Raw genomic sequence first — 12,529 nt, 5'->3', positions numbered from 1 at the left:
AATAGCGCCTCGGCTGAGGGGAGCACTGTGAACGAAGTCATTATGATCAATGTCGCCGGGGATGACCGACCCGGTGTTACCAGTTCAATATCCGGCATATTGGCGGACCACGATGTGACTGTGCTGGATATCGGTCAGGCGGTGATTCACGACAGCTTGACTCTGGGGCTATTGGTGGAGATGCCCGCCGGTACCGAGGCCGCGACTATTCTCAAAGACATCTTGTTTCGCTGCCACGAAATGGGCTTGCAGGTACGTTTTCTGCCGGTCAGTGCCGACAGCTACCAGCACTGGGTGGCGGGGCAGGGCAAGCAGCGCCATATCGTAACGCTGTTGGCGCGCCGAGTCAGCGCCCGCCATATCGCGGCTGTGACCGATGTGGTGTACCGCTACCAGCTCAATATTGATCGGATTGATCGTCTGTCCGGGCGGGTGCCACTGGGGGCGTCGCCGCAAAAGTCTAAAGCCTCCGTGGAGCTCTCGGTGCGGGGCAACCTAGATGACCCTTCCGACTTTCGCCGCGAGCTGCTGCAACTGGCGGGGGAGCTGGACATCGATATCGCCTACCAGGAAGACAGTGTATTCCGGCGCACTCGGCGTCTGGTGGCTTTCGACATGGACTCCACCTTGATTGAGGCTGAGGTGATCGATGAGCTTGCCAAGGCGGCGGGGGTCGGTGAGGCAGTGGCGGACATCACCGAGCGGGCGATGCGTGGCGAGCTGGATTTTACCCAGAGTTTTCGCGCCAGAGTGGCATTGCTGGAAGGTTTGAACGAGTCAGTGCTAGAGTCTGTCGCGGCCTCGCTACCCATCACCGAGGGTGCTGAGCGACTGGTATCCACGCTGAAACGGCTGGGCTACAAAACCGCGATTCTGTCTGGCGGCTTTACCTATTTTGGTGAATACCTCCAAAAGAAACTGGGTATTGATTATGTCTATGCCAACGATTTGGCTATTGCCGATGGCAAAGTCACCGGACAGGTGACGGGCACGGTGGTGGATGGGCAGCGCAAAGCTGAATTGCTCAAGGAGATTGCCCAGCGAGAGGGTATTGATCTGGAGCAGGTTATCGCGGTGGGTGATGGCGCCAACGATTTGCCGATGCTGAGTATAGCGGGCCTGGGTATCGCCTTCCGCGCCAAGCCCATTGTTCGCGAGAACGCCAACCAGTCGATTTCGACACTTGGGCTCGATGGTATCCTTTATCTGCTGGGGATCAGTGACCGCTTAATGGACATCAGCTGAAAGAGGCAAACTCATAATCCATCTCAGGCAGCGGCTCGCTGACATAGCTGCCCTGAATAAAGTCTGGACCAATTTGCCACAGCATGGCCAATGTCGCGGCGCTGGCGACATTGGGTATCACCACTCGACTGTTCAGGGTGCGTGCGCTTTGCACGATTTCTCTGACCATATCGTTTTCCAGTGGGTCAGATTGACGAATTCCCGGTTTTAGCAGCGCGGGCATGATATGCCGCAAAAACTTGATAGCGGTTTTATTGCGACCAAACTCTCTCACCGACACGCCGACGCCCAGTGCGCGTAGCTCCCGGCAACAATCCAGTGCGGGTTTTAGTGCCCGGCCAATACTGTCCTCGCTAAACTGCAGTGTCAGTGCATTGCCATGCAGTCCAGCGGCCTTCATGGCGACCCCTAGCCAAGAGCAGAATTCTAGGTCCTGGAACACATTGCCGCTCAGGTTAATGATAAGGTGCACGTCCTCACCAGTTTGCCGCTTTACAGTTAGTTGTTTGGTCGCTTCCACAATCAGCCAGCGATCCAGTTTGTGGTTATCTGGCTCTCGCTCTATGGCCCGCATGAGCTCTCCGGCGGTGGCTTCTCCTTCTTGCCAGTCGCGAATGCTCAGGCTTGCCTCATAATGATCCCCCTCTGCATCGCTGAGGTTAATCATGGGTTGGTAGATGAGCTGCAAGCGCTGGTCAGAAAGCGCGCTTTCTATCAGCTGTGAGGGGGAGTCCTCTTCGCCCAGCTGCTGTCGGCTTCGGACACAGATATCCACGCGATTGCCGCCGGCAAGGCGAGCGGATTCCAGGCAGGTAAAACCATTTTCCAACAGGGGAGCGTTCTCAGGTGGCGTCAGGTGGTTGATTGACTGGACTGCCACGCTCAACGTGCATTGTAGGGATTGGTTCTCGAACTCAAAGATATGGTTCTCGACCTCTCGCAGCAAATCGTTGGCCTGTTCAAGGGCTTGATCAGCGGGTACATGGTGCAATATCGCGACCAGTATATCGTCGCTGAGCCGGCCGTAGTGCTGTGCAGGGAGCCGCGTTTTGACAAAGTCAGCCACCTCTTTGAGCAGTGCCTCGCTGGCGATCAGGCCACTGCCGTGGCGCAGCTCTTCGAAGCGATCCAGGCCCAGCATCAAAAAACTGCTGTTACTGTTGCGCTCTGTATTGAGGAACTCCTGCAGTAGTTCATTGAAGTGGAAGCGGTTGGCCAGCCCGGTGCTTGGGTCGGTGTCGCCGGCGATCTGCTGGCTGTCTTTGTCGCTCAGCGCAATCTGAATGCAATCTTCACCCTCGTAGCGGGTATTGTCGCAGGTGGCCATACAGGTGAGCTCACTGCCGTCACTGTGTAGCAGGGTAAGCTCCAAACGGGAGCTGGTGGAGCTCGAATTCTGTTTTTTCAGCGCGGACTTTAATCTCTCCTGGTCTCTGTTGGCGATCAAGTCAACGATGGGGAAGCCATCCAGTTCGTCACTGCCCAGCTTTTCACAAAAGGCCTGGTTGGCGTAGATAATCATGCCGTCGATGATATAAATCAGCGGGTCTTGATGGTCGCTCAGCAGCAAGTTCTGGCGCTGTTTCGCTTCCTCTAGTTCGGCTAGGGTGGCACTGAGCTGATGTCGAGTTTGACGGGCAAGAATTTCCCGTTGCGTCATGTGGGCTAGCAGCGTCAACTCGTCTCTGCGACAAATGGCCGCCACATGAGGGTCGATGGTGCCGTGAGAGGCGCCTTCACTCAAAACGATCAGGGGCAGATCGCTCTCGCTTTGCCGGAGAGTGTCGCAGCATTGCTCTAGGCTGAGAGAGGCCCCGCTGGCAAAGAACACCAAGGCATCCCAGTTCTGATCATTGAGGATGTTGCGCAATTGCTGGCCATCTTCAAGCGCTTGGGCATGGGCTATGGTACCGGCTCGTCGAAAAGCGCTGACCACTTCCTCAAGCTGCGAGTCATTGAGGCCGATAGTGAGCAAGTTGGTGGTGCGAATGCGGTGCATACGGGTCATAAACTATGTGACTGGGTGTTTTGTCTAGCATTGTTGCTAGCGGTTTTTATTGCTGTGTCACCGTACCTTAGTCTTACAGTATTTCCCATAAGTTATTGAACTCACCCTCGTTCTTTTCGGGTTCCCCAACAACGGCTTTGGGGGGCGCATTTTTTACTGCGTCCTTGTAGTTGAACAATTTGTATGAGCCCGAGCTTTCGATGCTATTTAACAGGCGGGCGCGAAGGGCGTGCCCGGGGCGAACCAGCTCAATGGTCTGGCCCTCGGCAAAGCTGGCGATATTGGCCAACAATACTCTCGGTGACTCATCGGTACCGTCGCTGGGTAGTACGATGGCGCGTTGATAGTCGCTGGCTGGCAGGCCGGATTGCATCAGTCTGGCACTGTAGGGAATGGCTGCCGTGGCCAGGACCTCGACTCCCATTTGATGCTGCTCGTCGCTGCGAATCCAGCGCACTACGGCGATGCGCCAGTCGTCGAAATCTTCGGTCTTGATGCCGATGATTTCGCCAGTGCGAATTCGAACGCCTTGTTCCACTGGCCACTCAATCCTAAAGCCCCCTGCGCTGGAGTCGAGGATGCGAGCTCTGAGATAGCTATATTGGCGCTCTGTGGGGCGCCGACTGCTGTCTCCGGGCGCTTGAGTCAGGCTGTAGTCAATCGCCTCTATAGGTTCATCGTGCCGGTTGGGGGTCAAGCCAAAGTTGACGGTCCCGGCGTGATCGGTCTCTCGGGTGTCATCGCTGGCGCCTTGGCTCCATATATCCCGGTGGTGTCGCTCTGAAAATGGGTCGGGCTGTAATTCTGCATCGCTACTTTCGATTTGGAACTGATCAAAATCGGCAAGATTGGCACAGTAGTAGTGGGTGGCATTGAGCCCCAGTGTGATCAGCGCAGTGTCATCGCGCTCCACGCGCTGGCTACTGCGGGTGGTGGGTGCATGCCAGGCGTTGCTAAGCTGTTCGAGGGTGGCTTTGGGTAGCTGCAAATCAAGCTTAGTTTTGCCGGTGGCTTGGGCGGCGCTAAGGATGTCGCCTTCTGTTAAACCATTGGTATCGATACCCAGCCAGCCGGGTGACGGGGCCTGCTGAGTGAGTTGTCGATAGGTCGGGGCGGTATCGCGATCCGGATCCAGCAGGAAGGTGCAGCTCTCCAGCCTATAATCGCGAATGTCGACGAGGTTACTCCAGTAGCGTAGACCAGTGTACACCTGTTCGATGTGGGGCTGGGGTAGTTGATGGCAGCGGCTGCAGGCAAGTAGCAGACTACGCACATAAGCTTGCTGTACTGTGCCACTGCCGAGGATTTTATCCGCCACTTTTTGGGTGGTGAGCTTCTGCAATTGTGCGCTTCGATAAAGATGGTGATTGTGCAGCCAGAAGTGGTGGGGCGGTGTGCGGTAAAGTTGGTATGTGCGCAGCAGTACCTGGCCGTATTCGCTGAGCGCCCGGTGCAGGCAGGTGGCCATTGCCTCTTTGGGCCGGATAAGGCGGCTCTCAGACTCCAGGCCGACAAAACTCTGGCAGTAGCCCAGCGCCAGTTGGGAGTTCAAGGTGTCAGCTAAGAGCACGACCTTCTCTGCTTTGTCCGGCAGTACAATGGGTTTGTTGAGATAGTGTTGGGCCAAGCCTTTGGTGATGGTGTGAACCCGGGGACGCATCTTCTCCAGAATTTCATACCGATCCTTGGGCTTACAGCGGACATGGCTGAGCTCGGTCAGGGCCTGATAGAGCTGCTTGGTGGTCTCTCCCAGGTTTGCCATAGGCAGAGCTTCGAGCCACTTGGCGGCCGCATCGCCGTTCAGCTCGAACAGGCTGTGCTTGTGGCGTGTGATCTCTGGTAATGGGACCAGCAGGCTGGAGTTGTGACTCATGGTTTGGCAAACACGCTTAATTAAATACCGTTTATTAGATCATATCGCAATTGGCGTTTTACTGCTTGCGCCGGCCTCTTCTCTAACCAGGCGAGGCACCAGGTAGCCTGGTAGGCGGACCAACAGTGACTCACGCAGTTGCTGTGCGCGCTGCTGACTGCATTCAAAATGCCCGGCGCCGCGAACTTTGTCCAGCAAATGTAGATAGTAAGGCAAGGTGTGGCACTGAAACAGCCGCTCGCTTAGCGTAGCCAGTGTATCGGCATCGTCGTTGATCCCTTTAAGAAGAACACTTTGATTGAGCAGGGTAATCCCCGCCCGCCGCAAATTCTGGAGGGCAGTGGCAGTGTCTTGGTCCAGCTCGTTGGGGTGATTGCTGTGAATGACCAACACTGTTTGCATCCGGTGCTGCGTCAATACTTGCAGCAGTGAGTCGGTCACGCGTGCCGGTAAAACTACCGGCAGGCGGCTGTGGAGTCTGAGGGTGTGGACATGGGGAATCGCCGCAATTCGCGCGATAAGTTCTGCCAGGTAGTCGTCGCTGGCGGAAAGCGGGTCGCCACCACTGAGGATGACCTCGCCAATATCCGGGCGGGCGGAGATGTAATCCAACGCCTGCTGCCAGTGTGCCCGGCTGGGGTTGTTGTCCTGATACGGGAAGTTGCGCCGAAAGCAGTAGCGGCAGTGCACCGCACAAGCCGGAGTGGTAATCATCAATACCCGGCCGTGATACTTGTGGATCAGCCCCGGTGCCGGGTTAGCATGGCGCTCCCCAAGGGGGTCGTCAACAAAGCCCGGCTGCAGGTCGTTTTCCGCCTTTTGTGGCAAAACCTGGAGCAGCAGGGGGTCGCGCCAGTCGCCAGGACGCATCTTGCCGACGAAGTGCCTGGGCACCCGCAGGGGAAACTGGCGCAGAGCGGCGGAGATATCTGGCATGGCGTCAGGGTCCAGTTGCAGCAGCTGCAACAGTTCCTTGCCATCGCGGACCATATCGCGTAATTGCTCCTGCCAGCCGGCAGTCTGCAAAATTGTTGTGTTAACAGGTATCATTGTGCCCTTTTTAACTCCGGCGGCAGAACCTGGCGGCGCCGGTCAGCGAATTTGCCCAATTTCCGAGGGATGTTATGGCCAACTATTCTACCAATGAATTCCGTTCCGGGCTGAAAGTCATGCTCGATGGTGAACCCTGTTCCATTCTCGATAACGAGTTTGTAAAGCCCGGCAAGGGTCAGGCATTTAACCGCGTTAAGCTGCGTAACCTCAATACCGGTCGGGTTTGGGAGCGTACCTTTAAGTCCGGTGAGTCCCTGGAGGGCGCGGACGTCATCGACCAAGATATGGAATACCTCTACAACGATGGTGAGTTCTACCACTTTATGGACCCCACCACCTTCGACCAGGTTCAGGCCGACCTCAAGGCCGTTGGCGACGCCGCCAGCTGGCTCAAAGAGCAGGACGTGTGCTCGGTTACCCTTTATAACGGTGCGCCCATTTCGGTAACGCCGCCGAATTTTGTCGAGCTGGAGATTGTCGAGACTGACCCGGGTCTAAAAGGCGACACGGCTCAGGGTGGCACCAAGCCGGCCCACCTCAGCACCGGTGCGGTGGTAAAAGTCCCGCTGTTTATCAGTCAGGGGGAAGTGATCCGGGTTGATACCCGCACTGGTGAGTACGTCAGCCGGGTGAAAAGCTAAGTTGTCTGACTGGCGACCCACAGCCTCCTTTGATGCGCTGGGTCGCCGGGCCGCGCTGCTGATGGCCGTGCGGCAGTTTTTCGCTCAGCGGGGCGTGATGGAGGTGGAGACGCCATTGCTGGCCTCGGCCCCGGTGACGGACCCCCATATTGAAGCCATCGCCGCCCGCCATCCTGCCGATAACGACACTTGGCTGTATCTGCAGACTTCCCCTGAGTTTGCCATGAAGCGGCTGGTGGCCGCTGGCAGCGGCCCCATCTACCAGATCTGTAAGGCCTTTCGTCGCGGCGAGCGGGGGCGTCGCCACAACCCCGAATTTACCATGCTGGAGTGGTATCGGCCCGACCAGTCATTCGACGGGCTCATCGACGATGTCTGCGCCATCGTGCAACTGGCGGCCGGCGCGGACCTTGCCGTCATTCGCCGAAGTTACCGCGATCTTTTTGTTGAAGAGTTGGAGTTGGACCCGTTTGCGGCTTCGCTGTCCGAGTTGCGCAATTGTGCCCAGCACCACTTGGAGCTGAGCTTTGACAGCGAAGACCGGGATACCTGGCTGCAGCTATTGATGTCCGCGGTTGTGGAGCCATCGCTGCCCGCGGATCAGATTACCGTGGTTGAAGATTTCCCCGCCAGCCAGGCAGCACTGGCTCGGGTCGAAGACGATGCTAGTGGTCATGCTGTGGCGAAGCGCTTTGAGGTCTATTACCGGGGTATGGAGTTGGCTAACGGCTACGATGAGTTGCGGGACGCCGGTGAGTTAGTGCGCCGCATTCGTGCCGATCATTCACAACGGCAGCAGGCCGGGCTGTCCATGCCGCCGATTGATCGGGCGCTGTTGCAGGCTATGCAGGCGGGGTTGCCGGCCTGCGTGGGGGTGGCCATGGGCTTTGATCGCCTGGCCATGCTGCACTGCGACGCCACTACGATTGATGAGGTGATTGCCTTCCCTCTGGAGAGGGTTTAGCTGGCAGATTTCACGCTGCTCATTTTGACGTTATCTGGCCCAGCGCTTCTCCCATTCGGGTTGGGCTGCCAGCCTGGAAGGATTCCAGCCAGCTGATCTGGTCCCGGCCAAACAGCAGAATCACCGTTGAGCCCAGCTTGAAGCGGCCCATTTCCTCGCCCCGTTGCAATACGATCTCCCGCTGGTCGGGATAGTGTCTGACCTGCACTGACCGAGTTGGCGGTGCCACCTGGCCATCCCACACTGTTTCGATGCCCGCCACAATCATCGCTCCCACTAAGATCATCGCGAAGGGGCCGTTGTCGCCCTCGAAAATACAGACCGCCCGCTCGTTGCGGGCAAACAAAGAGGGGACTCTGGCGGCAGTGGTGGCATTTACCGAGAACAACTTGCCGGGGATGTAGTGCATGCTGCGCAGGGTGCCGGTGACCGGCATATGCACCCGGTGATAGTCCCGGGGCGACAGATAGATGGTGGCAAAGTGGCCGTCGTCAAAGGTGTGTGCCAGGGAGCGGTCGCCGCCCAGTAACTCCACCAGGCTGTAGTCCCGACCTTTGGCCTGAAAGATGCGGCCGTTGCCGATGCGTCCCAGCTGACTGATGGCACCGTCGGCGGGACAGAGCAGGGCATCACTGCCATCGGCCAGGGGGCGGGCACCTTCCTTGAGCGCACGGGTAAAAAAGGTATTGAAATTGGGGTAGGCGTCCAGGTCGCTGCTCTCGGCTTCCGACATGTCAACCTGGAAGTGCTTGATCCACAGCGAGATCCACAGGTTCTTTAGCCAGCGCCAGCGGCATTCGGCCAGCCACCCCATCAAGCGGGATAACAGGTGTTGGGGCAGCAGGTGTTGCAGGGCTATAAAGGCAGCTTGCACGACAGGGTCTCGCTTTTGGTCAGCACGTGGGCGGCGGCATTATAGCGCAAGCGCTTCCCTGCGTTGCGTTTGTCGTTTTTACGGCTCGTCGCCGGTGTTCACAGGGGTGTCTTCGCGGTTGCCCCATTCCCCCCAGGAGCCGTCGTAGGCTTTGATATGGGGGTAGTCCAACAGTTTCATCACCAGATAGGTCAGGCCGGAACGGTGGTGGCTCTGGCAGTGGGTGATCACCGTTTTGTCGGCGGTAATGCCCCGCTCGTTGAGCATAGATTGCAGGGTAGACAGGTCCTTAAGGCGTAGGTTGCGGTCCCTGTCCATCAACTCCAGCCAGTCCAGGTTAGCGGCGCCAGGGATGTGGCCGCCACGCTTGGCCAGTACTTTCTCTCCCCGATACTCCTCCGCCGAGCGGGCATCCCAGATGGCCAGCTGGCTGTTGCCCAGCAGTTTCAGGAAGCTTTCGATATCGGCCATAACGGTGCTGTCGATGTGGATATCCACATTGCTGGGGGTGGCGGTAGCGGGGGCGGTTTCCACCGGATGCCCCTCGTTAACCCAGGCCTGCAGTCCGCCATTGAGATAGGAGTAGCGGGTGTGACCGATCACATCCAGGGTCCAGATCAGTCGCCCGGCCCAGCCGCCGCCCTCATCGTCGTAGGCAACCACATGTTTGTCGGGGGTGAGCCCCACTTCAGAAAACAGGGCCTCCAGCTGCTCTTGGCTGGGAAGTTTGCCCACTGCCGGCTTTTCGCCCCGCTGGAGGCGGGCGGGCGGTATATGGATGGCGCCGGGCACGTGGTGCTTGTGATAGTTATCGGCGCTGCTGGTGTCCAGAATCAGCAGCTCCGGATCATCTGGGTGAGCCTTGAGGTGATCGTCCAGTTGATCGGCTTCCAGTAGCAGCGGCCAGTCTTGCATAGTGGTGGTCCTTTTGGTCGTCGTGATTAAAGAGTGTAGCAAAGTATTAGACGCTCACTCCTCCAGGCTGTTCACTATCTGCCGGTAACTGGCCACCCGATGGTCATCGATCTTGCCGGCGTCGATGGCCTCTTGCAGGGCGCAGCCCGGTTCCTGTTCGTGACGGCAGTCGCGAAAGCGGCAGCGGCCTATAAAAGGCCGGAATTCAATAAAACCGGCGGTGACAGCCTCTCTGTCCAGGTTCCACAGGCCAAACTCACGAATTCCGGGGGAGTCGATCAGGCTGCCGCCTTCTGGGAAATGAAACAATCGGGCGGTGGTGGTGGTGTGGCGGCCCTTGGCGGCGGCATCGGACAGCGCGCCAACTCGTGTCTCGGTGCCGGGCAGGAGGGAGTTAACCAATGAGGATTTGCCTACCCCAGATTGGCCGACAAATATGCTGATTTGGTCCCTGAGTGTGGCTTTGAGGGTGTCCAGCCCGTGATCCACCTTGGTGGACGCCGTGACTACTGGATAGCCGATATGCCGATAGCGCGCCAGCACCGCGTGAAGCGGGTGATCCTCGCTCAGCAGGTCGGATTTATTCAGCAGCAGTAGTGGCGGAATACCAAGGTGCTCGGAAGCAACCAGATAGCGGTCGATCAGGTTGGCATGGGCGGCCGGCTCGCTGGCCACCACAATAACAATACGGTCGATATTCGCCGCCACCGGCTTGAGTTTGCCGAAACTATCGGGGCGGCTCAGCAGCGAGCGGCGCTCCTCCCGGGCGGTGACCACGCCGGTGGGGTTGCCGGCGTGCCAGGCGACTCGATCGCCGGTCACCAGACCATCCAGGTGGCTGCGCACGTGGCAGCGCTGTCGTTGACCGTCGTCCCCCTCCACCTCGACCTGCTGGCCAAAGTGGCTGACGATAAGCCCGGGTTGCAACTCGCCGAGGTCCCCTTCGCTGAGGTTCTGGTCGAGCTGAGCGTCGCGGCGCTTGGCCCTTTCGGCCCGCTCGGCCTGGACTTTTTCAATGCGCCAACGCTGCTGGCGGCTGATTTTACGTCGACTCATGCGTATCGCTTATCACGGTGTTGCGCTATGGTAACCCAGCTGCTGCTACAATCCATGGCTTTGCGAATCATGCTCAGAGGTCATACCGACACGGGGAAGGGCTTTTATGACAAAAGAGATGAATCTGATCTGGATCGACCTGGAAATGACCGGATTGGACACCCAGAACGACCATATCATCGAGATTGCCACGGTGGTGACCGATGGTGACCTCAATATCATCGACGAGGGGCCGGTGTTTGCCATTCACCAAAGCGACGACGTTCTGGATGCAATGGATGAGTGGAACACCCGCCAGCACGAGCAGTCCGGCCTTACCAAGCGGGTTCGAGACACCTGTATGACCGCCGAGGAGGCGGAGCGTTTAACCCTGGATTTCTTGCGCAAGCATGTGGATGAAGGGGTGTCGCCAATGTGTGGCAACAGCATCTGCCAGGATCGCCGTTTCCTGGCCCGGGAGATGCCTAAGCTGGAAGCCTACTTCCACTACCGCAATTTGGATGTCAGCACCATCAAAGAACTGGCCCGGCGTTGGCAGCCGGACCTGCTGGATGGCGTGAAAAAAAATGGCGCCCACCTGGCCCTGGAAGACGTGAAAGACTCCATTGAAGAACTCAAGCACTACCGGGCCTACTTCTTCAAACAATAAGCTATCAAGACCGCAGCGCGGCTGCTGGGGTTTAGCGGTCAGTGGCGAGCTGGTCCCGCTTGCGTTGCTGCTGAGTTAGCGCCCAATCGATATGTTCCCCGACCAGTTCCGAGGCTTCCCCCCGTCGCCGCTGTAAGCCGGCGGCGATAGCTTCATCGTAGGGCGCATTGCCCAGGCCCACGGCCAGATTCCGCAACCAGCCCTCATAGCCGATGCGACGTATGGCCGAGCCGGCGGTGCGATCGAGAAACTCTTGTTCAGTCCACATAAACAGGCTCAGCAGTTCGCTGTCGTCCAGGTTGTGCCGGGGGCGAAAGTCTTCTTCCCCGGAAGCTTGGGCAAATTTGTTCCAGGGGCAGACCAATTGGCAATCGTCGCAGCCAAATACGCGATTACCCATAGCCGGGCGCAGCGTTTCGGGAATGGCGCCTTTGAGTTCGATCGTAAGGTAAGAGATACAGCGCCGGGCATCCACCTGGTAGGGGGCGACGATGGCGTCGGTAGGACAGTCGTCGATACAGCTACGGCAAGTACCGCAGTGGCCGGTTTGCTGGGGTGGGTCGGTGGGCAGCGGAATGTCGGTGTATATCTCGCCGAGGAAAAACCACGAGCCCGCCCGGCTGTTGATCAGCATGCTGTTTTTGCCGATCCAGCCCAGTCCCGCTTGTTCGGCAAAGCCCCGTTCCAGCACCGGGGCGCTGTCGACAAAGGCCCGGTGCTGCCCGCCCGCGGCTTCGCTAATGCGAGTAGCCAGTGCCGCCAAACGCTTGCGAATCAATTTATGGTAATCACGACCCAGGGCATAGCGGGAAATGTAAGCTTTGCGGGGGTCCGCCAACGCTGCCTCGCTTTCACCAGTGCTGGCAGAAGTCAGGTAGTCCATGCGGGCACTGATAACCCGAATGGTGCCGGGGAGCAGGGCGTCAGGGTCGCTGCGCAGGGCTTCCCGGTCACGCATATAGTGCATCTCACCGTGAAAGTCCCGGTCCAGCCATTCACGAAGCCGTTGGGCGTGCTGATCATTGGCCGCTGGACTAATACCGATATGTGCAAAGCCGAGCTCCTCGCCCCAGGCTTTGATTTGCTCGGCCAGTTGCTGGGGATCAGGCATCGATCAGCTCTCCCCAATGGAAGAGAAAATCTTGCACAGGACGGCGGCCTTGCCGGGTGTGGAAATTCAGTGGGCGCGGTATCATGGCGCTAGTTTACACGTGTCCAGAGTGTGTCTGACACTGCCAATGCGGCGAGTAT

General features: G+C 58.1%; 11 protein-coding genes. 4 read left to right on the top strand and 7 right to left on the bottom strand.

Annotated features, from left to right (window positions below):
• Positions 1 to 27 precede the first annotated feature (27 nt).
• Entirely contained in the window at positions 28 to 1,245 is a 1,218-nt protein-coding gene (gene serB / locus I6N98_RS15310; protein ID WP_273475469.1) for a phosphoserine phosphatase SerB, read from the top strand.
• Here serB and I6N98_RS15305 read toward each other — a convergent pair.
• From I6N98_RS15305 to epmB, 3 genes are all read right to left on the bottom strand, one after another.
• Complete coding sequence (locus I6N98_RS15305) at positions 1,238 to 3,253, bottom strand: EAL domain-containing protein (protein ID WP_198569193.1); 2,016 nt, start codon at positions 3,251 to 3,253, stop codon at positions 1,238 to 1,240. The genes serB and I6N98_RS15305 overlap by 8 nt on opposite strands.
• Positions 3,254 to 3,326: 73 nt before the next feature.
• Positions 3,327 to 5,126, bottom strand: a complete 1,800-nt coding sequence (locus tag I6N98_RS15300) for a hypothetical protein (RefSeq protein ID WP_198569192.1) — start codon at positions 5,124 to 5,126, stop codon at positions 3,327 to 3,329.
• A gap of 39 nt (positions 5,127 to 5,165) precedes the next feature.
• Complete coding sequence (epmB, locus tag I6N98_RS15295; RefSeq protein ID WP_198569191.1) at positions 5,166 to 6,176, bottom strand: EF-P beta-lysylation protein EpmB; 1,011 nt, start codon at positions 6,174 to 6,176, stop codon at positions 5,166 to 5,168.
• A 74-nt stretch (positions 6,177 to 6,250) separates the two neighbouring features.
• Between epmB and efp the strand changes: the two genes are divergently transcribed.
• Together efp and epmA are read left to right on the top strand one after the other, a co-directional pair.
• Positions 6,251 to 6,820, top strand: coding sequence for an elongation factor P (gene efp, locus I6N98_RS15290; protein WP_198569190.1), 570 nt, complete (start codon positions 6,251 to 6,253; stop codon positions 6,818 to 6,820).
• A 1-nt stretch (position 6,821) separates the two neighbouring features.
• Entirely contained in the window at positions 6,822 to 7,784 is a 963-nt protein-coding gene (epmA, locus tag I6N98_RS15285; protein WP_198569189.1) for an EF-P lysine aminoacylase EpmA, read from the top strand.
• Between the two features lie 19 nt (positions 7,785 to 7,803).
• On the opposite strand, the gene asd is transcribed toward epmA, so the two are convergent.
• The 3 genes from asd to rsgA all read right to left on the bottom strand — a co-directional run bounded on the left by asd (position 7,804) and on the right by rsgA (position 10,629).
• A complete protein-coding gene (gene asd, locus I6N98_RS15280) occupies positions 7,804 to 8,658 on the bottom strand; it encodes an archaetidylserine decarboxylase (RefSeq protein ID WP_232787365.1) in 855 nt (284 codons plus the stop codon).
• 78 nt (positions 8,659 to 8,736) lie between these two features.
• On the bottom strand, positions 8,737 to 9,573 hold the full coding sequence (locus I6N98_RS15275) for a sulfurtransferase (protein ID WP_198569188.1): 837 nt from the start codon (positions 9,571 to 9,573) through the stop codon (positions 8,737 to 8,739).
• Positions 9,574 to 9,627: 54 nt separating this feature from the next.
• Positions 9,628 to 10,629, bottom strand: a complete 1,002-nt coding sequence (rsgA, locus tag I6N98_RS15270) for a small ribosomal subunit biogenesis GTPase RsgA (protein WP_198569187.1) — start codon at positions 10,627 to 10,629, stop codon at positions 9,628 to 9,630.
• Between the two features lie 106 nt (positions 10,630 to 10,735).
• On the opposite strand from rsgA, the gene orn reads away from it, so the two are divergent.
• Positions 10,736 to 11,278, top strand: coding sequence for an oligoribonuclease (gene orn / locus I6N98_RS15265; protein WP_198569186.1), 543 nt, complete (start codon positions 10,736 to 10,738; stop codon positions 11,276 to 11,278).
• A gap of 31 nt (positions 11,279 to 11,309) precedes the next feature.
• On the opposite strand, the gene queG is transcribed toward orn, so the two are convergent.
• Complete coding sequence (gene queG / locus I6N98_RS15260) at positions 11,310 to 12,389, bottom strand: tRNA epoxyqueuosine(34) reductase QueG (RefSeq protein ID WP_198569185.1); 1,080 nt, start codon at positions 12,387 to 12,389, stop codon at positions 11,310 to 11,312.
• Between the last annotated feature and the right edge of the window lie 140 nt (positions 12,390 to 12,529).

Source organism: Spongiibacter nanhainus, from assembly GCF_016132545.1.
Classification (GTDB): domain Bacteria; phylum Pseudomonadota; class Gammaproteobacteria; order Pseudomonadales; family Spongiibacteraceae; genus Spongiibacter; species Spongiibacter nanhainus.
Note: the sequence above shows the minus strand (reverse complement) of the source record. Positions and strands in the feature narration are given on the sequence as shown.